This window comes from Vibrio sp. NH-7 (assembly GCF_053643215.1).
This window is the reverse complement of record NZ_CM132187.1, coordinates 2,972,696-2,996,471: the sequence shown is the minus strand read 5'-3', so window position 1 is coordinate 2,996,471 and position 23,776 is coordinate 2,972,696. Positions and strand designations below refer to the sequence as shown.

The window sequence follows — 23,776 nt, the reverse complement described above, 5'->3', positions numbered from 1 at the left end:
TGACTAAAACTCCTATATCTTTGTCTACATTCTATTTAAACGTTGCAAGAAAGTCGCTAGTTCAATGGTAAAAAAGAGACCAGTAATAAAAAAGGTCACCGAAGTGACCTTTTAGGAGTATTTGGACGACCACTTAGTGGTTGTCTGCCAATTCACGCTGCGCAGCTTTCGCTTCATCGATGCGTGCTAGCTTCTCTAGATCTTTGTCTTCAACAAACACCGGTAGAGGTTTGTGTTTCTCGGCTAGGTAACTGTAGATCACTGGCAGTACAAATAGCGTAAACAGAGTACCAATCGCAAGACCAGCAACGATAACAATACCGATACTGAAGCGCTGAGCTGCACCTGCACCACTTGCATACATCAGTGGAATCAGACCTGCGATCATCGCCGCCGTGGTCATTAGGATAGGGCGGAGACGTACTTTCGCCGCTTCCATTACCGCTTCCATTCTGCCAAGTTTGTTGTGCAGCTGCTCTTCTTTCGCAACTTCACAAATCAAGATACCGTGCTTGGTAATCAGACCAACTAGAGTAATCAGACCAACCTGCGAGTAGATGTTCATGGTTGCAGCACCCCATGCAAGGGCAATCAACGCACCACATACAGCCAGAGGAACCGATACCATAATAACTATTGGGTCTTTCAAAGATTCAAATTGAATCGCTAGAACCAAGAAGATTATCGCCAGTGCCAGACCGAAGGTTGCGTACAGTGCGCTGCCCTCTGTTACGTACTGGCGAGCTTCACCCATGTAGTCATGGTTGTAACCGCTAGGCAGTTTTTCTGCCGCAATGCCTTCGAACCAGTTGATTGCATCACCCATTGCAGAACCTGGCGCAGGTACCGCACCAACCGTTGCTGAGTTGAGCTGGTTGAAGTGAGGTAGTGAGCGTGGCTCAGCGACAACATCAATGGTGATCAGGCTACCAAGCGGTACCGCTTTGCCATTCGCGCTACGAACATAGTAGTTGTTCATCGACTCAGGGTTGAGACGCCATTTACGCTCGACCTGAGGGATAACTTCGTATGAGCGACCATTTAGGTCGATACGGTTTACGTAGCCATCTGCCATCATGGTACTTAGCGTGATACCAATGTCTTGCATTGTCACACCGTATGCACCGGCTTTGTCTTTATCGATGTTAATTTTCATCGTGGCTGAGTCGTAGTTCAGATCTAAATCTGAGTAGACGAACATTGGGCTCGACTTCACTTCTGTTAACACATCCGTTGCGATTGAGAATAGGCTCTCAAACGCATTTGGTGTAGTGATAACAAACTGAATTGGTAGGCCTGAGCCTGCGCCTGGTAGTTCTGGCATCTGGAAGGCCGTGACTGCCATGCCAGGTACATTACCAACTAGCGCTCCCACGCGGTTTGCGACTTCAGATTGGCTCGCTTCACGTTCACTCCATGGCACCATAGAGGCAATACCAAACGCTTGGTTAGAGTTGGGTACGCCAGTAAACACTTGTGCGAAAGCCACTTCAGGCTGATCGGACAGAATTTGGTTTACGTCGTTCATGGTGTTTTGCATAAAGTCTAGGTTAGCATTTGATGGGGCAGTACCCATTAGCATCACCACGCCTTTATCTTCTGAAGGTGCAAGTTCACTTGGAATGAACTTAAACAGCATTGGCAAGCTTGCAAATACGATAACCGCAAACGCGAGCACTACTGGACGATGCATCATGACTGCTTTGAGCATGCCTTCATAGCGATTCGTCATGCCATCAAGAACATGATGCACTTTTTGTTCAAATTTACTTGGCTGTTCATTGGCCTTCAGCATTTTTGAACACATCATTGGTGATAACGTCAGTGCCACGATACCCGAAACAAATACCGAACCTGCTAGCGTCAAGGCGAATTCTTTAAATAGCGAGCCTGTAATACCACCCATTAGTGCAATCGGTGCATAAACGGCACCCAGCGTTAAGGTCATCGCAATAACTGGTACCGCAATTTCACGCGTACCAATGATTGCTGCACGGAATGGGGATTCACCCAATTTGATGTGACGGTCAACGTTCTCAAGGACCACGATCGCGTCATCTACTACCAGACCGATAGCGAGAACCATCGCCAGTAGTGTCATCAAGTTCCATGAGAAGCCCATCGCTTGCATTACCATCGCAACACCAATCAAAGAGAGTGGGATAGTGACGATAGGGATGATTACCGCGCGGAACGATCCGAGGAACAGGGTAATTACCACGAGTACGATAAGTGCGGCTTCAACAATCGTTTTGACAACTTCGTTGATAGACTCGTTGATCGCGATCGTTGAGTCGTACATCACGTTCATCTTGATGGTACTTGGTAGGTTGCGCTCAAGTTGAGGCAATAACTCAAGTACATCCGCTGCGATGTTGATTGGGTTCGCACTTGGCGCGGCGTTAATTGCCGCTACAACGGCCTCTTGGCCATTTGCACTAGCACGGTAGACATCGTGACTCTTCTCAAGTGATACTTTGGCAATATCGCTCAGGCGAGTAACGTCACCGTCATCGGTACTTACGACGAGGTTTGATAGCTCATCAACGTTCGATACTTGTGTGTCTGCACTGCCGTTGTAAAGGACGAACTCGCCAATTGCCTGACCTGTCGCTGACTGGTAGTTATTGGCATTGAGAACACCCATGACATCTGTTGCGGTAAGGCCCAAAGCTGCCATTTTGGCTGGATCTAACCAGATGCGCAGGGCGTATTTCATGCCGCCGTAAAGGTCAACTTTAGAAACACCGTTTACCGTGAACAGTTGAGGGTTAATTACACGCTCTAGGTAGTCAGTGATTTGGCTTGAAGAGAGCTCATCACTGGTGAAACCAATGTAAAGTACCGCCGTTGTCGAGCCAGTGGACATGGTCACTGTTGGGTCTTCAGCTTCCTTAGGAAGTTGCGAGCGAACAGAGTTTGTCTTTGCCAGAATGTCTGACAAGGCAGCGTTCGGATCGGTATTTAACTTCATGTTGACGGTAATGGTCGATTTGCCCAGTACCGACTGTGAAGTCATGTAATCTATGTTGTCAGCCTGTGCGACCGCTTGCTCCAAAGGTTGAGTAATAAAACCTTGGATAAGATCTGCACTGGCACCGTAGTAACTGGTTGAGACCGTCACAACGGTATTCGTCATTTCAGGGTATTCACGAACCTGCATCTTGAAGACTGCTTGTAAGCCAAGCAGTGCAATCAAAAAGCTGATCGATACCGCTAAAACTGGACGTTTAATAAAAACATCAGTAAAGCGCATGAAGCCTCCAGTTACAGCATTGGTGTTTCAGCTGGTGGAGTAGTTGCATCGCTTTCTACTACACGAACCTTTGCGTGGTTGCTTAGACGAACTTGGCCTGAAGTAACAACAACGTCACCTGGCTTAACGCCCTCTAGAATGTGTGCGATATCTTGAGTTCGTTCGCCCACTTTCACTACTTGTTGTGTTACCCGCTTTTCGCCATCTTTTTCAGAGACAATGTAGACATTGTCACCGTACAGCGTGAACGTGATAGCCGTTTGTGGCAGCGTGACCTGATTCTCCAACTTAGGTAGGATGATGTTGGCACGAGCGAACATACCACTACGAAGTTTGCCGTCGCTGTTTGGAATGTCCGCTTGAACTTGGATCAGACCGCTTTGGATATTAACGGCAGGCTCTATCGCCGAAATTGATCCTTTAAAGGCAATTTCTGGGTAAGCGTCAACGAAGATATCCACCTCTTGCTCTAGGCTGATGCGAGAGATATCGGTTTGAGGAACCGTGAAACGAAGGCGCATTACGCTAGTGTCTTCTAGGCGAACGATGTCGGTACCCGATTGAAGGTACTGACCAAGATACACATTACGGATACCAACCACGCCCGCGAACGGCGCTTTGATTTCACGGCGATCGATCGCCGCTTTTAGGCTCTCAATATCTGCTTGAAGTGAGAAGTAGTTAGCTTCCGCTTCATCATACGCTTCTTTAGAGATAGAGCCTTTCTTGTACAGGCCTTGATAGCGTTTGTATTTCGCTTCTGCAGCAGGCAACTTCGCTTGAGCGCTCTTCAAGTTCGCTTTTTCAACTTCAGAATCCAGCAGAACCAAAGGCTGACCTTCTTCTACTTGAGTACCTGAATTAAAAGAAATCTTGTCGATCACGCCGCTTGTTTCATTGGCAACCGTGACACCTTGGTTAGGTTCGATGAAACCGATCGCTTCAATGACAGGAACCCAATCAACAGGCTGAACGTCTGTAACAGTAACAGGGAATTCAGGCTCAGGACGATTTGCCATATATTCGGCGATCTTCTGCTGTTTAATTAGATTGAAACCTATCACACTGCCAAACAGCAGTATTGCGATAAGCAACATAAAGAAAGTCCACTTTTTCATTCTTACTAGAACTCCAAGTTAATGATTAATGATTGCATCCCAACTGGCTTCGAGCGCAGCATCTAACGCGTCGTCGTTCAGCTGGTAAAATCCCAAAGCGTGTTTTCGCGCCAGTGCAACACTGACCTCAAAACTCAGCCCTGACAAAATTTCGTTATCGAGTGGTTTAAAAACCCCTTGCTCTTTACCTTCAACAAACATCCGCTCGACTTGAGAAAACATCTCGCGTTCGAGTTTTCTCGTTGTGTGTCTGTTTGCACATGGTAAAGATTCATATTGGGCGCGATTGCTGATGGTATCAATGTTTGAAGCGGCTAAATTCCAAATATTGATCCACATTTTGCGGTAGCGCTCTTTTAAAGGCATGTCATCACTGACTCCAGCTTGTACAGCGTCAGCAATGCGTTTTGAAACCATTAAACGTACTTCATCAAGGAGGTGCTCCTTATCTGAGAAATAACGGTAGATTGTGCCCGCGGCCACGCCCGCCTCATTGGCGAGCTTTTGCATTGAGAGCCCTTGAAAACCAGACACTGCAATCAGCTTTTCCGCTGCGTGAAGGATTTGTTCCCGTTTATCTACCTGGGTGTTATTAGACATGATCTACACCACAATGAATGAACGTTCATTCATTATAGCCTTAAAACTATACGGTTGTGCAATAAAGTATTTTAATTAATCAGATAAAATTATTCTAATTAAGAAAATAGGGTGCTTGAGTTTGGTTTACGATTAACCATAGCAATCGTTCAATGGCACCATTATTATATGCGCCACATTTTTCACCTTTGAGACACTTATGAAGCTGAATCCAAGACAAGACGAAGCCGTCAAATATGTATCAGGACCATGCCTTGTGCTGGCTGGCGCTGGTTCAGGTAAAACACGTGTGATTACCAATAAGATTGCCTACTTGGTTCAGCAGTGTGGTTACAAGGCGAGAAATATTGCCGCGGTCACCTTTACCAATAAAGCAGCTCGCGAGATGAAAGAGCGAGTAGGGCAAACGCTGGGTAAGAACGAATCCAAAGGCTTAATGGTATCGACATTTCATACCTTGGGTCTCAACATCATCAAGCGAGAGTACAAATCGCTCGGGCTAAAATCGGGATTTTCGCTGTTTGATGATCAAGACCAGCTTGCGTTGCTTAAAGAGCTGACCGAACAACAATTGGATGGCGACAAAGATCTTCTGCGCCAACTGTTAAGCTGCATCTCCAACTGGAAAAATGACATGCTTACGCCTGACCAAGCAAAAGCGCAGGCTAAAGGTGAGCAACAGCAACTGTTTGCTTTCTGCTTCGAGATGTACCAAAAGCAGATGAAAGCGTACAACGCGCTCGATTTTGATGACTTAATTTCACTGCCTGTGTTGCTGCTGAAAACCAATGAAGAAGTACGTCAGCGTTGGCAAAATCGAATTCGCTATTTGCTGGTGGATGAGTATCAAGATACCAACACCAGCCAATATGATTTGGTGAAATTGATTGTCGGCGAGCGTGGCCGCCTGACCGTGGTAGGCGATGACGATCAATCTATCTATTCATGGCGAGGCGCAAAGCCGCAAAACCTAGTGCTGTTGGGGCAAGACTACCATAATTTACGCCTCATCAAGTTGGAGCAAAACTATCGCTCAACCAGTCGTATTTTGCGCGCGGCGAATATTTTGATCGCCAATAACCCACATGTGTATGAAAAATCACTGTTCTCAGAAATCCCCGACGGCGAAAAACTCAAAGTTCTGTTGGCGAAAAACGAAGAGCATGAAGCGGAGCGGGTAACGGGGGAACTGATTGCCCATAAGTTCCTCAATCGAACCGACTACAAAGATTACGCGATTTTGTATCGTGGCAACCATCAGTCACGTTTGATTGAAAAATCACTGATGCAAAACCGAGTGCCGTACAAGCTCTCTGGTGGAACCTCCTTCTTCGCTCGAGCGGAAATCAAAGACATCATGGCGTACTTGCGCGTGCTCGTGAACCCAGATGATGACAACGCTTTCCTACGCATTGTAAACACACCACGCCGTGAGATTGGCCCAGTGACATTAGAAAAGCTCGGTAGCTACGCCAATATGCGCGGTAAGAGCTTATTCGAAGCGAGTTTCGAGATGGGGCTTGAGCAAACTTTGTCGGGGCGCGGGTTGGAGAACTTGCGCCGCTTTACGGCTTGGTTAGTGAAGATTGCTGATCAAGCAGAGCGCGGTGACACAGTCGAAGCGGTGCGTTCTTTGGTTCGAGATATTAACTACGAAGATTGGTTGTATGAAACCTCTGCGAGTCCGAAAGCGGCAGAGATGCGCATGAAGAACGTTTCTGACCTGTATTCTTGGATCGTTGCAGACCTTGAAGGGGATAACTATGACCAAGAAGAGAAAACCATTAAGGAAGTCGTTCAGCGCCTAACCTTACGTGACATGATGGAGCGTGGTGAAGAAGACGAAGACAGCGATGCGGTGCAGTTAATGACACTGCATGCGTCGAAAGGTTTGGAGTTTCCTTACGTCTACTTAATTGGCTCAGAAGAGGGCATCTTGCCGCACCAAACCAGCATTGATGAAGACAATGTTGAAGAAGAACGTCGTCTAATGTACGTGGGTATTACGCGTGCGCAGCGTGAGCTAACTTTTACCATGTGTAAAGAACGCCGCCAGTTTGGGGAGTTGATTAAGCCAAGCCAAAGTCGTTTTCTTGATGAATTACCATTTGATGATGTGGAGTGGGAAGTGAATAAGAAGCCACAAACTCAAGAAGAGCGAATGGCAAAAGGGCAGGCACACATTGCGAACCTAAAAGCAATGTTTAATAAAAGCTAGCGATAAGTAAGACAAACAAGAAGGGCTTGGTATAAATACCAAGCCCTTCTTCTATATTAGGTTTGAGTCTTAAAGACCTTTAATCATATGATCAATTGCAGCGATGATTTCGTCATCTGAACAATCCATACATGAACCCTTCGCCGGCATCGCGTTGAAACCGTTGATAGCATGGTTGTTGAGTACATCGCGGCCCTGTGCAATACGCGGTGCCCAATCACCCGCGTCGCCTGTCTTAGGTGCTCCGCTAACGCCTGACGCATGACACGCAATACAGAAAGTGCCGTAGACCGTTGCGCCATCACGTGGGCCAGTTGGTTCTGCTTTAACAGGTTCTGCACCCGCAAGGTAAACATCACCGACAGGTGCAATGCGCTCAGCAATTGCGTCGTATTCTTCTTGGCTTACGTTAGCTGCGAAAGAGGCGCTAGAAAAAGTAACTGCAGCGACCAAAGCGGTTAAGATTTTTCGAGACATATCCATTAAACTCACTTTACATTCCTGAAGGTAAGTTCGTGCTTACCCATTATTAGAGTGTGATTATGACCAACAGTGTTTAACTTTTCGTAGAAAGAAAAGCATTGGCTGTTAAATCAATGTAAATAATGGGTGATTATATCCTGTTAACTTGTTGCAATAAACAGCAAGTTACCCCCTTGTAATCAGTTATCTAATGGGAAATAGGGGTTTATCACACTTTAATTGTTGAAAAAGGCGCCAAACGATAAAAAAAGTTGAAAAAGTACTAGACGCCCTAGTGTGATATACGTATTATTCCACTCCGCCGATGGGGCATGCGCCCGTAGCTCAGTTGGATAGAGCGTTGGCCTCCGGAGCCAAAGGTCGAAGGTTCGAATCCTTTCGGGCGTGCCAATCGCCTAAAGGTTTATCGGTGAAATATCAGTGGTGGCTATAGCTCAGTTGGTAGAGCCCTGGATTGTGATTCCAGTTGTCGCGGGTTCAAGTCCCGTTAGCCACCCCATTATTTAGGTAACTTCGGTTTCCTGTTCCGATAAATTGGAACAAAACACAAGTCGGTGAATAGCGCAGCTTGGTAGCGCATCTGGTTTGGGACCAGAGGGTCGGGGGTTCGAATCCCTCTTCACCGACCACTATTTCGTTTAACGCTGATTTAGCGGTAAACTCAAAAAGTTAGCGGTGGCTATAGCTCAGTTGGTAGAGCCCTGGATTGTGATTCCAGTTGTCGCGGGTTCAAGTCCCGTTAGCCACCCCATTATTTAGGTAACTTCGGTTTCCTGTTCCGATAAATTGGAACAAAACACAAGTCGGTGAATAGCGCAGCTTGGTAGCGCATCTGGTTTGGGACCAGAGGGTCGGGGGTTCGAATCCCTCTTCACCGACCACTATTGAAGCCCTAGTCGAAAGACTAGGGCTTTTTGCTGTTTGCAATTTGGTCGATTCGAACTCAAAGCGGGGGTCGTCTGATGTTCAAGGAATGTCTCTTCACCGACCACTATTTGAAAAGCCGTATTAGAAATGCTAGGGCTTTTTGCATCCGCTCAAGTCCAACCAAATCGCCTTATCTGACCATGCTAAAAGCATCGGTTTTCCCCTCGCACCACTTTCTCATACTTAAGCATTAACGATGATCTGGTCGTGCGTTGATGTACATTATTGGAGGTAGTGGTTGTCACCAAATCAGTTCGCTATGTCTTTATTTAAATTTGGAATAATTCGTTACATTTGGTCTTATTGACTGACTTTGTCTTTATTTATAGTTTTATGTTTTATTTTTGTTAATCATAGCCTGGTGCGGTTCTTTGAATTAGTATTCATTTTTTAAACTTGGGTTGAAATTAGAAAAGAACTTAATAAATAACGCTGAGTAAGTATTTTAGAGGGCTAGAGGCTTTTTTTTATCAGGTCCGATCAACGAATCGTTTTGTTGTTGTGCATATTTATTTTGTTATGCTGCTTGTTTTTTGTTCGATTTCAACTTTTTATACTACCTTTGTTGCTTTTCTGTGAATTTTTTGCCAAATTGATGACCTTATAAATTGTCAGGATGTCATACCGATTTTCCCTGACTCGAATGGATTCAATTTTCAGACAGGGCAGAAAGCTGCCGAAGCAGTAGAGGTCTGGTTAATGTCACTTTTAGAAGTAAAAAATCTTCGCATCGAGTACCCATCACGTCATGGTGTGCATGCGGCTGTTAAGTCACTATCGTTCAATATTGAACGCGGTGAAATTGTGGGTGTTGTTGGGGAATCTGGCGCGGGTAAGTCTACCGTGGGTAATGCCGTGATTGATCTTCTCAGCCCTCCAGGCCGCATCGCAAGTGGTGATGTCTATCTTGACGGCGAGCTCATCTCAGGTCTTTCACCAGAACAAATGCGTTCTGTCCGTGGTTCAAAAATCGGCTTTATTTTCCAAGACCCGATGACTTCGCTAAACCCTCTATTCACTGTCGAACAACAACTGAAAGAAACCATCCATGCCAATATGCAGGTGTCGGATGAAGAGGCTTACAAGCGCGCGCTTTCTTTAATGCAGCAAGTGGGTATTCCACAACCTGAAAACCGTTTAAAACAATACCCTCACCAATTTTCTGGCGGCATGCGTCAGCGTGTGGTTATTGCGATTGCCCTGGCTGGTGAGCCTGACCTTATTATCGCTGATGAACCGACCACGGCACTTGATGTTTCCATCCAAGATCAGATTTTGAGTCTGATTCGCGACCTATGTATCAAGAACAATGTGGGTTGTATGTTGGTAACCCACGATATGGGGGTCGTGTCGAATGTGACGGATCGCGTGGCGGTTATGTACCGTGGTGACTTAGTCGAATTTGGCCCAACAGCGAAGGTGCTCGGCAACCCAGATCATTCTTATACTCGCAGTCTTATTTCAGCAGTGCCGCGTTCAGATATGAAGCTAGATCGCTTCCCACTGGTTAGCTACATCGAAGAAGCACACGAGATGGAGCCGCTCGATGTCAAAAATCACTGGTTAGGGCAGAGCCAAGATCACCGTGAATACACCGGCTCTTTGCTGAATGTCGAGAACGTAAACCTACGCTTTGTCACCAAAGACTCGTTGTTTGAGAGCCGCCGTGAATACGTACAGGCATCGAACAATGTTAGTTTTGAAGTCTTTGAAGGTGAAACGTTTGGTCTTGTTGGAGAGTCGGGTTCTGGTAAGTCGACCATTGCACGAGTGATAGCGGGTCTGTACGAACCGAACTCGGGCAAAGTGACGTTTGAAGGGATCGATCTGACGTCGTTAAAATCTGAGAAAGAGCGTCGACCACTTCGTCGCCAGATGCAGATGGTGTTCCAAAACCCGTATACCTCGATGAACCCGCGAATGAAAATCTTCGATATCATCGCTGAGCCTATTCGTTTCCATAAGCTGACTAACAGTGAGGCGGAAACCAGACAGATCGTTAATGATCTGCTTGATCACGTCGGCTTGGGGCAGATGGCGGGAGTGAAATATCCGCACGAATTCTCTGGCGGTCAAAGACAGCGTATCTCTATTGCTCGCGCTTTGGCGACCCGCCCACGTTTGCTGATTTGTGATGAGCCAACGTCAGCTTTGGACGTTTCAGTACAAGCGCAAATCCTCAACCTGTTGAAAGACTTACAAGATGAGTTGAACCTTACCATGCTGTTCATTAGTCACGACTTACCTGTCATTCGTCAGATGTGTGACCGTGTTGGCGTGATGCAAATGGGGAAACTACTGGAAGTAGCACCTACTGAGCAATTGTTCAACTCGCCTCAGCATGAGTACAGCAAGCAACTGATTTCTTTAATGCCAGAATTTACTGGCTTAAGAGAAGAAGTAAAAACGGCTTAAGCCGTGACCCTTACGCCTTTCAATACAGGCGGACAAAACAGAAGCACACACAACAACTAGGGATAGAAATCCCGCATAAGGAGTTATGCAATGAAAACCATGAAAAGCAAACTGGTAGTGGCTTTAATGGCAGCTGGCCTTAGCTTTGGTGCAGCCGCTGCAGATATTACCGTCGCTTATGATGCAGACCCAGTATCACTGGATCCACATGAGCAGCTATCTGGTGGCACACTGCAAATGTCTCACATGGTATTTGATCCACTTATTCGCTTTAACCAGAAAATGGAATTTGAACCTCGTTTGGCTGAGTCTTGGGAGCGTATTGACGGCGAAACCATGCACTTCAACATTCGCCAAGGCGTGAAGTTCCATTCCGGTAACATGCTGACGGCTGACGACGTTGTTTGGACATTCGATCGTTTGAAAAACTCACCAGACTTCAAAGGTATTTTTGGCCCAATCAAGTCAATTACCAAAGCGGGTGACTACAAAGTAGAGATCAAAACAGATGGCGTTTACCCACTGGTAGAAAACGTCATGACTTACCTGTTCCCAATGGATAGCAAGTTCTACTCAGGGAAAACGGATGATGGCAAAGACAAAGCAGAGTTAGTGAAGCACGGTAACTCGTTCGCATCAACCAACGTTTCTGGTACAGGTCCATTTGTGATCACTCAGCGTGAACAGGGCGTTAAAGTGACGTTCGAGCGTTTTGATGATTACTGGGACAATGCATCTGGCGGTAACGTTGATAAGCTGACTCTAGTACCAATCAAAGAAGACGCGACTCGTGTTGCTGCGCTACTTTCTGGTGACGTAGACATGATCGCACCGGTTGCACCAAACGACTACAAACGTATCGAGAAAGCGGACAGTGTAGATCTGTACACCATGCCTGGTACGCGTGTTATTACGTTCCAAATGAACCAAAACAGCAACCCAGCACTGAAAGATGTACGTGTTCGTCAGGCGATTGTGTATGCCATCAACAACGAAGGTATCACTAAGAAAGTCATGAAGGGCGCGGCAACGGCTGCGGGTCAACAAAGCCCAGTTGGTTTCGTTGGTCACAACCCAGACCTAAAACCTCGCTACGATCTGAAGAAAGCCAAACAGCTAATGAAAGAAGCGGGTTACGAGAAAGGTTTCACGCTAACGATGATGGCACCAAACAACCGTTACGTGAACGATGACAAAATCGCTCAAGCATCGGCGGCTATGCTATCTAAGATAGGTATCAAGGTTGACTTGAAGACCATGCCTAAAGCGCAATACTGGCCTGAGTTCGACAAGTGTGCGGCGGATATGCTGATGATCGGTTGGCACCCAGATACAGAAGATTCAGGTAACTTCACTGAGTTCCTAGCGATGACGCGTAATGCTGAAACGGGTAAAGGCCAATACAACTGTGGCCACTACTCAAACGCAGAAGTCGACAAGTTGATCGAAGAGACCAACAAGATGACTGACCTAGAGAAACGCAGTGCAGCACTGAAGAAGGTTGAAGAGATTCTTTACAATGAAGCGGCGTTTGTCCCTCTACATTGGCAAGATCCATCATGGGCAGCGAAAGGTAACGTTGAGATTGGTCCAATCATCAACGGTATGAACTTCCCATACTTCGGTGACCTAGTTGTTAAGTAAACCCTAGTCAACCAGACCAAGTACTCGCAGAGTGCTTGGTCATTTTTTGGTGCCTAGCTCTGTTTCAGTCGGGTTAGGTGCCATTTTTAAGACTGAAAGTTGCGACCGATTTCGCGGCGAGTTTGGTAATACCAACTGGTGAAAGAGAAAGTCGCAGACTGAAATCTATGGAAAGTTAAAGGGGCAAGGAATGTTTTCGTTTCTGGTCAAGCGCCTGTTTCAGGCACTGATAGTGATGTTTGTGATCAGTTTAGTGGCGTTTGCCATTCAGGATAACCTCGGAGACCCGCTGCGTGAGCTTGTTGGTCAATCGGTTTCAGAGTCAGAGCGTCAAGCTCTGCGTGACGAACTCGGTCTGAATGATCCCTTCATTACAAAATACACTCGCTTTGTCGGCAATGCCCTACAAGGTGACTTAGGTACATCGTACTTCTTCAAACGCCCAGCGGTTGAAGTGATTCTTGATAAATTGGTTGCGACACTCGAGTTAGTCTTTGGCGCGACACTGATCATCATAGTCTGTTCGATTCCACTTGGCGTCTATTCGGCCATCCATCCAAAAAGTATCTTCACCAAAATCGTGATGGCGGGCAGCAGTATCGGTATCTCTATCCCGGTGTTCTTAACCGCGATCATGCTGATGTATGTCTTTTCGATTGAGCTTGGCTGGCTGCCGTCTTATGGACGTGGCGAGACCGCGAATGTGCTCGGTTGGGAATCGGGCTACTTTACATTAGATGGATTAGCACACCTTGTTCTGCCATGTATCGCACTGGCGTCCATCATGTTGCCACTGTTTATTCGCTTGGTTCGTTCAGAAATGCTGGAAGTGCTCAGCTCTGAGTACATCAAGTTTGGTAAAGCGAAAGGACTGGCACTGAACAAGATCTATTACCAACACGCTTTGAAAAATACCATGCTGCCAGTGTTGACGGTTGGTGGCGTGCAAATCGGTACCATGGTGGCTTACACCATTTTGACTGAAACCGTTTTCCAGTGGCCTGGAACTGGCTTCCTTTTCCTAGAAGCAATCAACCGTGTTGATACACCGCTTATCACCGCATACGTCATTTTTGTTGGTCTAATTTTCGTTGTGACCAACACCATTGTTGACTTGTTGTACGGCATCATCAACCCAACGGTTAATCTAACTGGTAAAGGAGCGTAATCATGACTCAATTAGCTGCAGCTCCTTCTCGCTGGGAGCGATTCAAGCAATCGGATTTCTTGTACTACTTTAAGCGCGATAAAGTCGCTATGGCGAGCTTTACCGTGTTTATGATGTTCTTGGTAATGGCCTTGGCTGCGCCGGTTATTTCTCCAACCGACCCCTATGATTTGTCGTCGATTGACATCATGGACTCGGAGCTTCCTCCTTCTTGGATGGAAGATGGCGATGAACGCTTCCTGCTGGGTACTGACGAGCAAGGACGCGACATTTTTTCGACGATTCTGTATGGCTCTCGCCTGTCGTTGACGATCGGTTTTCTTGCCGTTGGTCTTCAACTGATTCTGGGTATCGTTATCGGCTTATCAGCGGGTTACTTTGGTGGTCGTATTGATAGCTTCTTGATGCGTTTTGCCGATGTTCAATTATCGTTTTCGACCATGATGGTGGCGATTATCGTATCAGCTATCTTTAAAGCCAGCTTTGGTAGTGACTTTTACAGCCAATACGCGGTGGTGATGCTGGTGGTGATTATCGGTGTCGCTGAGTGGCCGCAATACGCCCGTACCATACGCGCTTCCGTGTTGGCAGAGAAGAAGAAAGAGTATGTCGAAGCAGCGCGCGTCATGGGCTTTAAAGCGCCGCGTATTATGTTCCGTCATATTTTGCCAAACTGTTTGTCACCGATCTTGGTTATCTCAACGGTGCAGGTTGCAAATGCGATCATGTCAGAAGCGGCACTCTCTTTCCTAGGTTTGGGGCTGCCGGTAGATCAGCCTTCGTTGGGTGCATTAATCAGTATTGGTTTTAACTACATCTTCTCAGGTGCTTGGTGGATCACGGCGTTTCCTGGCATTGTGTTGGTGACGCTAGTGTTGGTGATTAACCTTCTGGGTGACTGGCTACGTGATGTATTTAACCCGAAAATCTACAAAGGTTGATCTAACCCTTAGATTTTCATATAAAAACCTCACTAAACTAAGAGTCGTAACGTGTTACGGCTCTTTTTTTGCATTATTTTTAGTCTCAGCGATGAGTCGTCAATAATGTCACACTATCCAAAGGCTTGGATCAGAATTAGAAGGTTGGAATATAGAGTATGGATATGAGGATGGCAGTAAAGCCAAAACGACCTTTTGTGAAACTGTTGAGCTTTGCACTGTTAACGGTGCCGGTGTTTTCTTCGTCTGTGCATGCGCAAGAATTTCTCTGTGATGCCATTCAGGTATCAGCAACAGAGTTGCCCCAGTTGGATCAAGCTTGCCCAATCGGCAAAGGGCTTTGGGGAAAGCAGAAACCTAAAGGTCAATCGTCCCAGTTTTGGATCCAATGTGGCGTTTACAGTAAGCCTCTCTCGCTTGATAAAGCCAAAAACCTCTACAAACACATCTCAAAAGACGTCTGGCTGAAACCAGAAGGTAAGACTTATCGTTGCCTACTTGGCCCTTATAAGCAGTTTTCAGTGGCTAGCTCGGAGCTTAAGCAAGTCCAAAAAGAGCCAGGATACAAAGAAGCGTTTATCCGTGAAATTGTCAGGGGCGCACCTGCGAAACCTCTCAAATCTGAGTCTAAATCTAATCCCCAAAAAGTCCCGAGTAAGCCGGCACCAGTCGCCACGCCTAAACCAAAACCAGAAGTTGCTCGCGCCGCAACGGTGTTACCTGCCGTGGTCGCTCCGAGTGTCGATATGGCAAAGTCCTCGCCAAAGAAAAAGCTAGAGACTGAGGTTTCGGTTCGCTTAGCGACAACGATTAATGGGGTTGAGTATCAAGTTCCTTACCTCATGTTCAGCGATGACCAGTTCTACATGGAACACGATTTGCCTTGGAATCGTATGAGTTACGAAAGAGCGTATAAAACCTGTTACCGACAGGGGATGCGTTTAGCGAGTGCGGATGAGTGGCAAGCGTTGCTCGATTCTGGCGTGATGGCGAAAGACAAATGGCCAATGCACTTACCTTATTGGGGCGCTCAGAAAACAGGTTTATTCTACAGCGGCAAGGTCAACCAACTGAAAGGCAGCTCACTACTTAATGTGATGTGCGTGAAGTAACCTCTAACCTTATCTTAGCTCCGTTTGGTGACGGAGCTGGTCCCTTCTTTTCTTCTGCTTTAAAAATACACGAAATTACCACTCAACTTGTGCCAATTGGTTTCGAACAACGTAAGAAACTACAGCTCAAGTAAAGAGAGGTAGTTGTGATGAGTCTTAAAGACCGTTTAGAGCGGTGGGAGCCGCATTTTGAAGCTGGGGGAAAGTTTCAGCGTTTCTATCCTTTGTATGAGGCCGCCGCGACCATTTTTTATACGCCAGGCGCGGTGAATAAAGGTCAAACCCATGTCCGAGATAGTATCGATCTAAAACGCATTATGATCATGGTGTGGTTGGCGACCTTTCCTGTGATGTTTTGGGGGATGTACAACACTGGTCATCAGGCTGTTAGTGCCTTACTTGCCACCTATTCACAATCGGAGCTTGTTGCCTTAATCGAGCAAAGTTGGCGGTTGAGCTGGGTATTTGGCTCTCCACAAGCCATGGTCGACAGCCATTGGTCGACGCAAATGTGGCTGGGCGCCAGCTATTTTTTACCCATCTATATGACGGTGTTTATTGTTGGTGCATTTTGGGAAGTACTGTTTGCTGTTGTTCGCAAACACGAAATTAATGAAGGTTTTTTTGTTAGCTCGGTCCTGTTTTCATTAACCTTGCCGCCGACCATTCCGCTCTGGCAGGCTGCGTTGGGGATCACCTTTGGTATTGTGGTGGCGAAAGAAATATTTGGCGGAACGGGGCGAAATTTCCTTAACCCTGCGCTGGCTGGTCGTGCTTTTCTCTATTTTGCATACCCAGCAAACATGTCTGGTGGTGCGGTGTGGGTTGCCGCGGACGGGTACACGGGCGCTACGCCGCTCAGCCAGTGGTATGAGGCAGGTGGAGACGGCTTAATCAATAACATCAGTGGCGATGCGATATCTTGGACCGACGCGTTTATTGGCAACATGCCGGGCTCGATGGGTGAAGTCTCAACCTTGCTGATTGCCTTGAGTGGCTTAGCGTTGATCGCAATGCGCATTGCGTCATGGCGGATTGTCGCTGGTGTGTTTTTGGGTGCGCTACTCACATCGACGCTTTTGAATCTTATTGGCTCAGACACGAATCCAATGTTCTCAATGCCGTTCTATTGGCATCTGGTGTTAGGCGGCTTAGCATTTGGTGCCTTTTTCATGGCCACCGATCCTGTCTCGGCTGCGTTTACAAATAAAGGTAAGTGGGCGTATGGCTTGTTGATTGGTGTAATGACGATTGGTATTCGAGTGCTTAACCCTGCCTACCCAGAGGGGATTATGCTCGCTATTCTGTTCGCCAACTTGTTTGCTCCGCTGTTTGACCACTTAGTCAAAGAAGGCAACATAAAGCGGCGACGCAATCGGGCGATCAAACGCCAAGCATAAAGAAAGGCCACCCTAACTGGGGTGGCCTTAAACATTTAGTGCCAGCATAAATCAATCTCGAGTGGGGGAGAGTTACCATCATCTTCACCGCACATTTCATCGTAGGCGTTGTTGTGAATTAGAGTGGCAGATGAAAATGAGTCGTCCCGAAAGTGGTGTCTGACTTGTTCCAAGCTGAGAAATTTGAGAGGGTGCTGTTTTTCGTCTCTGATTAGGTGTTTTTGCTGGTTCTCAACTCGGTAAGCTAAGTAAATACCGCCTTCAAATGACTCGATAAGCAAATTCATAACAAGCTCCTTTGTGTGAATGCTAGTGTTTGTTACGAAGGCTGGTGGCAGAAGTTCAAATGTATGTGAGAGCGAAAAAGCCCCGCAGTCGCGGGGCTTGTAGTTAGTATTGGTAGGCGCTTGATTTAGTCGTAAGCACTATCACCGACATACTGAATGTTCATATTGAAGGAAGGTACTTGATCAGTAAGGCCCATTAGGTGGATGCGATGAGTGCTTGGGTTGCTAAACTCATTGCTGTAGTCAAAGTCTAAGCTTACGTATTCCTTACCGTCTTCAGTCTGTGTCCAGCAATTGAAGCCTTCATTAAAGCTTGCGCGTTGGTCACCAAAGAAGCCGCCATCAAACGAGTTTTGCATATCTGAACAAGTGATATCACCATTTGGGTTATCAATGAATAGATCGGCATCGGCAATCCCGTCATTACCACCATCTTCTTCGTTACGCATTTGTGGGGTGATGTACAGCTCGACGTAATCTCCATTAATGAAGAGTGTGGTTAATTGAGCAGTATTTTCCCATGAACCTGTCGAGAGAGTACTTAGTCGACCTTCTGCATCCGCTTTGTTCGTCAGCGCTTCAAATGCGGAGTAGTAGTCATCATCACCAGTGTCTAGCTCGACACTGTTTACAATGTAACGAGTGTTGTCACCCAATGCTGAAGTATGCGCAATCTCTAGCGTCATCGGATCATAATGGTCTTCGACAATGGTGATCACGTCCCCTTCAATGGTGTAGGTTGCGCTTGCGCTTTCCGCCACAGGTGCACAGCTCTTGGTGACATCGCCAGTATAAGACTCACTGCCGAAGTAGACTTTACCGTTTTCCAAATAGAAGGTTTCACAGTAATTCAGCTGAACCTCATCGTCGCCTTCTGGTGTTTCGATAAAGTACAACGTTTTACCTTCCAATGGATGTAATGGACCTGGCTCTGGTGTTGCTGCTTGCTGAACATCCGGTAGCTCGAGCTCCACAGTGGTCGACAAGCCAAGCTCGTCTGTTGCAGTCAGTTTTATGGTGTAGTCGGTGTCATCGTCTTCTGCAGAGCGAACAGGTTTTCCCTGAACGCCAATCAACCCAGAGCCCATGTTGTCAAAGATAAGGCCGTTAGCTGTCGCGTTTGAAGAGAAGGTTAAGGTTAGATTATCGCCAACAAATAGGTTGGTGAAATCCACGGTGTAGCCTTCACCTAGATCTTTACCTTCGACCAGTTCCCAAAGGTCCACACCGACCTGCAGACCTGCTAGAGTGTCATCTAAATAGGTCGGCTTTGTGGCATCGCCTTCATCCACTTCGAGAGTGAAATAGGCAGGCGTGTAATTGGTATTGTCTGAGTTACCGATCATGACGATGATTTCAAACTCACCCGCCTTGGTAATCTTGTCACTTTTGCTAACACCAATGTTGAGTTTGTTGTTGTCGTAGTCATATACCGCTTTGATATTGCTACCCGCAAGTGCGGTGTCGTCAACTTTAATTAAGCCGAGATCGATTTCGTCAACGTCTTTATCTTCAAATAGGCCTTTCAGGTCCAATTGAACAAGATAGTTGCTCGCACCTTGCATGCCTAATTCGAGTTCGACATCATCTAGCGCTTCTTGCACCGCGTCGTAGACATCATCGTTGACGGTGGTTTTATAACTTGGGTTTTCAATCTCACCTGATGGAATTTCCGTGACGTTGCCGTCAGTATCGACTGGGACAACGGGTTTGAAGCTGTCTTCGTCAAGCAGTTCAGGTTTGCTCTGTGCGATGGCTTCAACTGCTTTGTCCGCTTCTTTAGCAATTGCTGTGGCAGCATCGTGGTAGGTGCTTGGGTTTGCGGCTTTTGTTTCAGTTAGAATTTGCGCAGTTTTGTGCAGCTTTGAGTCAGCTTTTGCCCCTTCCACGTAGTCAGAGTAGAGATCGATGTCACCCGATGGGTCACCTGTAAGTGCTTGGGCAACCGCGGCTTCCGCCTGTTCGATGGTTTTGCCCTTGCTTACCTCAATGGCGACAAGATCGGTGATAGGAGAGATCACGTTTGATGAATTTGGCGCGCGGAACACGAGTTCATGCTCCATTGGTTGGCCTGGTAGGTCCATATCAACCGTGTAAATGCCAGCATACTTCTCTGAGTCAATCGCGATCAGTTTACCTTGCGCTGTGCCACCCGGTGTCAGGGTTTGAATCGCCAACGTGCCTTCAGGCTTGGTCTCGCCAACATCCAACTGGCCTTTGCTGTTTGTCAGACCCAAGAAGCTATCGGTGCTTGGCTCCCAGCTGCCATTTTGGTTGTTATCGATAAACACCACGGCATTTTTAAAGTAACCATCAAAGCCTGTAAGCACCACGCCTTGACGTGCAACGTTATCATCGCCACTGCCACCCGAACCGCCGCCACAGCCGGTAAGTGCGATTGCCACTGATGTTGCCAGTAAACTGATCTTTTTCATTCTGAATTGTTCCTTGCTTGGTTAAGCTGCTTGTTTGTACTCAGCGAACCAAACTCTAAGCCAAAAGTTTAGTTCGCTGATAAATTAGTCACTTTTTATAACCTCTACTTAATAAACTCAAGACACGAAAAGCAGAGCAAAAACCGTAATTTAATTTAGGTTTATTTGCTCAATTTTTGGCAGAAGGGGAGCTAAGGGGTTGAACGATAAATCATATTGATTTTAAGTTCTTCTAACCGTTCAGCGTACTGCGGATAAGGCCTGAGAATATAGCTGTATATTTCTCCTTCCGCGAACTTGTCGTACGGCGTGTAAGCGCCATCAAAGGCGATAGATATTCGGCCTGTCACACTATTACTTTGAAACTCAACACACTCCACATTGTGGTCTGGAATGGTGTGGTCAGACGATGAAATGATGTCGATACCATACTCACCTAGACCACCCACCACATCCATTTGATACCACTTGGCAATTTGAGCGCAGCTTAGGTTGTGCTGTGGCGCGACGAGATTCAGATCCGAGTCGACGGTTTCATTGTTTGGCCCCACCACCTGATGGCCGTAATCATAAAGATAATTGCCCACCTCAATGGGCAGGTATTGGTCATCTGGAAGTGGCAGTAGGTAGTCAAATTTGGTCAATTGAAACTGCTTTTGCCCCGTTACCGCTGTGAGCCTTTTCTCCATTTCAGCGCGTGATTTTTGCATGGTGTAGCTTTCAAACTTTCGACCATTATCAATGGCCACCAAATAGTTGCTCACCTCTGGCGACACGTTGGATGAGTACTGATGTTTGAGTGTCCATATTTGGTCCGCATCGAGACTGGAAAGTTGGCTAGCCATGATGAGCTTATCTCCGTCGAGGTAATAACTGCCAATTTTCTGTAGCTGAGACTCTGTCGGGCATGACGTTTTATTGTTTGATGCCGCAAAGTAGACCTCTTGCTGAGTGAATTGAAACGCTTGGCAGTAAACCACTTCGTAGAGGGTAAATTGCCCATTCAGCTCATGAGTCGTTTCAAGTCGATAGAGGATATCGCCTTCTAGCGGATGTTGAGCATGGGCCAAACGATCATGCAGTGGCAGTGCAAACCGTGCGCTTATCCAGTTCTCTTCAAACTGAGCACTCTCTCGGGCGGAGATTGTCAGTGATGGGTTGGATGTAGAGGCGGGGGTGCCACTGATGGTGAGTATTGGACCTCCGCTCAGACTCATCCCCGCGAGATTCAAGGAGATGCGAGTGGCAAGCAGATCGTTGTCTGGGTCATCAAATAAGTTACTGATATTGAGCTTAAACTGGGCAGGCTCCCCCACAGTGAGCGGCCATTGATTGATAAGAGTGAGAAGCCGTTGGTATTCCTCTTCGACGATAAATGGGGGCGAGTTTTCACGGCTTGCCATGTGAACTTGCGTGTCGCGAGTAATGAGCGTGCTAGTGGTTGGCTCAACGGACTCCTCGAGTGGCAATTGCTCGTCTTGACGTTCTGCCTGTGGCGCTTTCGCTGGTTCGTCCGGTGGCTTACTTTCCGATGCCGCGCTAGGGTTAGGCTGCTTAGCCACTTCAACAGTGCGTGGTCCTTTCACTTGGTCTTTTGCCGTGGCCGAAGGAGTGGGCGTTAGGGTTAACACTTGGTGGCGAGGTTTGATTTCGTCAGGGGCAGTGTGTGTACTCACTTGAAGGGGGAACACACACCAGCCAATGAATGCGCCAAGCGTGACAATAGCGGCGGTAACGCGTTTTTTCATGACAGTGTCATTCTCGCCTGTAGCCAGCTGCGAGAGAACTTAAGGTCCTTTTCTATCAGGCTATTACTGCACTCAAGCAGTTGGCTAATTTCTTGGTTTTTTAGTCCCATCAGATATTTGAGCTTGAGCGCATTGGATTGCCTCGGATAGCGGACGCTGAAACTGTCTAACGCACGGTCAAGGATAAACAGTTGCTCGAATTTATGCTGTTGGCAGTCTTGCTCTTCAGCTTGCTGCTGACGCTTTTGTGCTTGATGCGCCCGCGAGTTATCGATCAATATCTGACGCATAATCTTCGCGGCCATCAGGTAGAACTCGCGTTGAGATTGTACGTCGCTGAGGTCGGCGGTCGACATCTTCAAGTAGGCTTCATGGATCAACGCGGTAGTGCTGTTGACACTATCAGCGAGTACTTGGTTTTCATCGCCATATTTTTCTGCGCTGCGAGCTCGCTCTTGCTGAGCAATTTTCCTCAACTGCAAATACGCAAATTGATAGAGTTTGTTTTCTGCCTGTTTGTCACCCGCTTGCCACAGTTGGATGATTTCAGTCAGTGAATGTTTGGTCGTCACTAAATGGTCTCCTGCACTTTTACAAATTCAGAGATGGAGTAGGTGTCTAACTGTTCATCACCGTGCGCACTGCGAGTGAGGTTTTGTTGGTAGCGATACAGAACACCCTTGTCCCACGATTTTCCAGCGGGTAGATATTCCCACGTGGTGTAAAGAGGCTTTGGTTGTTTGGGTTGATACCAGCGGACAATTAAATTGAGCTGTTCGATTGATGCGGTTGGCGACTCCGGCGAGACCCACCACATATCGCCATAGGCATGAGTGACATCCTCTGCGTAGTCGCGCGCCTGTGTTGGGCATTGACCGTCAATGAGCTTGCTTTGCTTGATACGACTCTGTTCGATTAGAAGGCAGGTTTCTTGAAGCTCACCTTGGTGGTAGGTGGTTTGTTGCCATACGCCTTGATAGTCGATTTGGGTATATTGGTGTTTCGGGTAGGTAAACCACAGCATCTCACCTTTATTCGGTCGAGTGACCTTGTCGGTTTGTCCAAGACCTTGAGATTTCTCCATCAATAGCTGAGTGGTCGGGTCGAAATTGATTGCCAACGAGCGGTATTTCCAATCCCCTTCGTCATTGAAGTCATCAATAGCAAAGCCATTAAGGTCATTGCGAGTACAGCCCCGGTTCGCGCAATGGAAGGTGCCAAAGTCATCAGGATAGTGTTCGATGGGGGTGGTGATAGTGTGCTTGCGTTCACTTGGCTGAAGCTGACAGCCATTGAAGTGGTCACCAAGGCTCGGGTATTCGATCACCGAGTCGGCGGTGATGCGATAGGTTAAGCTACCAATCGGCGGGCGATAGTGAGGGTGGTTTTTGAGCCTCACATCATAGGCACATAAGCGGCCATTACCGTCACGCTGTTTGACGATAACGTTTTGCAGTTCGAGGTTAAGTGGCTCAAACACAATCGCCTCTGACTGAAAATGGTCACGAATGTAGACATTGCTCTCGTTGAGGTGCTCGACAGCGTCGCTGACAGACGCGGGCTGTGATTGGGTGAGCCGTTGTAGGTCAGCGTCCACCAACTGGTTTAAATCTAGTGTTCTTAGGTTGTCTTGAAACTCACGATTGCTGAGCTGCGAATCAAGCAGCAGAATCTCTTTACGATTCTCCGGTGTGCTGTCTAACGAGAGCAGCAGTCGGGTGATATTGATACTGCGACTGGGCTTGGTTGATATGGATGTCGGTGTTATGACTTCTTGAGCCGACACGGTAGAGAGCAAGTAACGGCGGTTGTTGTCACCAAGATAAAAACTGATCACATCACCGGGGCGATACTGGAACGCGCCTTTCTCGGTTTGTCCAGAGAGCTGCGAGCTGGTTTGGTAGTGCAAGCCCGTCACAGGCGCATCAATAAAGAACCCTGTTTGAATGTTGTCAGGTTGGGCAAGGCTCATTGCTGACACACTCATTAGCAATACGTTGGTTAAAAGTGTTGAGGTGCGCATT

General features: G+C 47.1%; 16 protein-coding genes and 5 tRNA genes. 12 read left to right on the top strand and 9 right to left on the bottom strand.

All coding sequences use genetic code 11. The features are described 5' to 3' along the window. Positions 1–133 precede the first annotated feature (133 nt). From ACUALS_RS13930 to ACUALS_RS13920, 3 genes are read right to left on the bottom strand one after another with little or no spacing between them, the layout of a single operon-like run. Entirely contained in the window at positions 134–3,256 is a 3,123-nt protein-coding gene (locus ACUALS_RS13930; RefSeq protein WP_334475444.1) for a multidrug efflux RND transporter permease subunit, read from the bottom strand. An 11-nt stretch (positions 3,257–3,267) separates the two neighbouring features. After that, positions 3,268–4,374 carry an efflux RND transporter periplasmic adaptor subunit gene (locus ACUALS_RS13925; RefSeq protein WP_331399423.1) on the bottom strand — a complete coding sequence of 369 codons (1,107 nt, stop codon included), beginning with the start codon at positions 4,372–4,374 and terminating at the stop codon, positions 3,268–3,270. Positions 4,375–4,392: 18 nt separating this feature from the next. Beyond that, on the bottom strand, positions 4,393–4,974 hold the full coding sequence (locus ACUALS_RS13920; protein WP_331399424.1) for a TetR/AcrR family transcriptional regulator: 582 nt from the start codon (positions 4,972–4,974) through the stop codon (positions 4,393–4,395). Between the two features lie 199 nt (positions 4,975–5,173). Here ACUALS_RS13920 and rep point away from each other — a divergent pair, with 199 nt between their 5' ends. Continuing rightward, complete coding sequence (rep, locus tag ACUALS_RS13915; RefSeq protein ID WP_454448546.1) at positions 5,174–7,192, top strand: DNA helicase Rep; 2,019 nt, start codon at positions 5,174–5,176, stop codon at positions 7,190–7,192. Positions 7,193–7,261: 69 nt separating this feature from the next. Here the strand turns inward: rep and ACUALS_RS13910 are convergent, their stop codons facing one another. Then, positions 7,262–7,675 carry a c-type cytochrome gene (locus ACUALS_RS13910; RefSeq protein ID WP_005474391.1) on the bottom strand — a complete coding sequence of 138 codons (414 nt, stop codon included), beginning with the start codon at positions 7,673–7,675 and terminating at the stop codon, positions 7,262–7,264. Positions 7,676–7,988: 313 nt separating this feature from the next. Here ACUALS_RS13910 and ACUALS_RS13905 point away from each other — a divergent pair. From ACUALS_RS13905 to ACUALS_RS13855, 11 genes are all read left to right on the top strand, one after another. Next, a tRNA-Arg gene (locus tag ACUALS_RS13905) sits at positions 7,989–8,065 on the top strand. A 33-nt stretch (positions 8,066–8,098) separates the two neighbouring features. Then, positions 8,099–8,174 (top strand) — tRNA-His (locus tag ACUALS_RS13900). Positions 8,175–8,227: 53 nt separating this feature from the next. After that, positions 8,228–8,304: transfer RNA gene (locus tag ACUALS_RS13895), tRNA-Pro, on the top strand. Positions 8,305–8,350: 46 nt separating this feature from the next. Next, positions 8,351–8,426 (top strand) — tRNA-His (locus tag ACUALS_RS13890). Between the two features lie 53 nt (positions 8,427–8,479). Beyond that, positions 8,480–8,556 (top strand) — tRNA-Pro (locus tag ACUALS_RS13885). Positions 8,557–9,301: 745 nt separating this feature from the next. Further along, positions 9,302–11,017 carry a dipeptide ABC transporter ATP-binding protein gene (locus ACUALS_RS13880; RefSeq protein WP_454448545.1) on the top strand — a complete coding sequence of 572 codons (1,716 nt, stop codon included), beginning with the start codon at positions 9,302–9,304 and terminating at the stop codon, positions 11,015–11,017. 90 nt (positions 11,018–11,107) lie between these two features. Then, positions 11,108–12,661: an ABC transporter substrate-binding protein gene (locus ACUALS_RS13875; RefSeq protein WP_005475040.1), complete on the top strand. Its 1,554-nt coding sequence runs from the start codon at positions 11,108–11,110 to the stop codon at positions 12,659–12,661. Between the two features lie 190 nt (positions 12,662–12,851). Then, positions 12,852–13,829, top strand: coding sequence for an ABC transporter permease (locus tag ACUALS_RS13870; RefSeq protein WP_005475081.1), 978 nt, complete (start codon positions 12,852–12,854; stop codon positions 13,827–13,829). Between the two features lie 2 nt (positions 13,830–13,831). After that, positions 13,832–14,770 carry an ABC transporter permease gene (locus ACUALS_RS13865; protein WP_005475087.1) on the top strand — a complete coding sequence of 313 codons (939 nt, stop codon included), beginning with the start codon at positions 13,832–13,834 and terminating at the stop codon, positions 14,768–14,770. 158 nt (positions 14,771–14,928) lie between these two features. Beyond that, complete coding sequence (locus ACUALS_RS13860; RefSeq protein ID WP_454448544.1) at positions 14,929–15,882, top strand: SPOR domain-containing protein; 954 nt, start codon at positions 14,929–14,931, stop codon at positions 15,880–15,882. Between the two features lie 149 nt (positions 15,883–16,031). Next, entirely contained in the window at positions 16,032–17,282 is a 1,251-nt protein-coding gene (locus tag ACUALS_RS13855) for an NADH:ubiquinone reductase (Na(+)-transporting) subunit B (RefSeq protein WP_454448543.1), read from the top strand. A gap of 35 nt (positions 17,283–17,317) precedes the next feature. Here the strand turns inward: ACUALS_RS13855 and ACUALS_RS13850 are convergent, their stop codons facing one another. The 5 genes from ACUALS_RS13850 to ACUALS_RS13830 form a co-directional block, all read right to left on the bottom strand. Further along, positions 17,318–17,569, bottom strand: a complete 252-nt coding sequence (locus ACUALS_RS13850; protein ID WP_038192511.1) for a DUF6482 family protein — start codon at positions 17,567–17,569, stop codon at positions 17,318–17,320. 125 nt (positions 17,570–17,694) lie between these two features. Beyond that, positions 17,695–20,004 (bottom strand): acid phosphatase, encoded by a 2,310-nt coding sequence (locus ACUALS_RS13845; protein WP_454448542.1) that lies wholly within the window; start codon positions 20,002–20,004, stop codon positions 17,695–17,697. A 191-nt stretch (positions 20,005–20,195) separates the two neighbouring features. Then, complete coding sequence (locus ACUALS_RS13840) at positions 20,196–21,752, bottom strand: hypothetical protein (protein WP_454448541.1); 1,557 nt, start codon at positions 21,750–21,752, stop codon at positions 20,196–20,198. After that, the gene (locus tag ACUALS_RS13835; protein WP_005475111.1) at positions 21,749–22,324 is read right to left on the bottom strand and encodes an ECF-type sigma factor; all 576 of its coding nucleotides are present in this window, start codon (positions 22,322–22,324) and stop codon (positions 21,749–21,751) included. The genes ACUALS_RS13840 and ACUALS_RS13835 overlap by 4 nt, the downstream gene beginning before the upstream one ends. After that, entirely contained in the window at positions 22,324–23,775 is a 1,452-nt protein-coding gene (locus ACUALS_RS13830; RefSeq protein ID WP_454448540.1) for a chromosome partitioning protein ParA, read from the bottom strand. The genes ACUALS_RS13835 and ACUALS_RS13830 overlap by 1 nt, the downstream gene beginning before the upstream one ends. Position 23,776 lies beyond the last annotated feature (1 nt).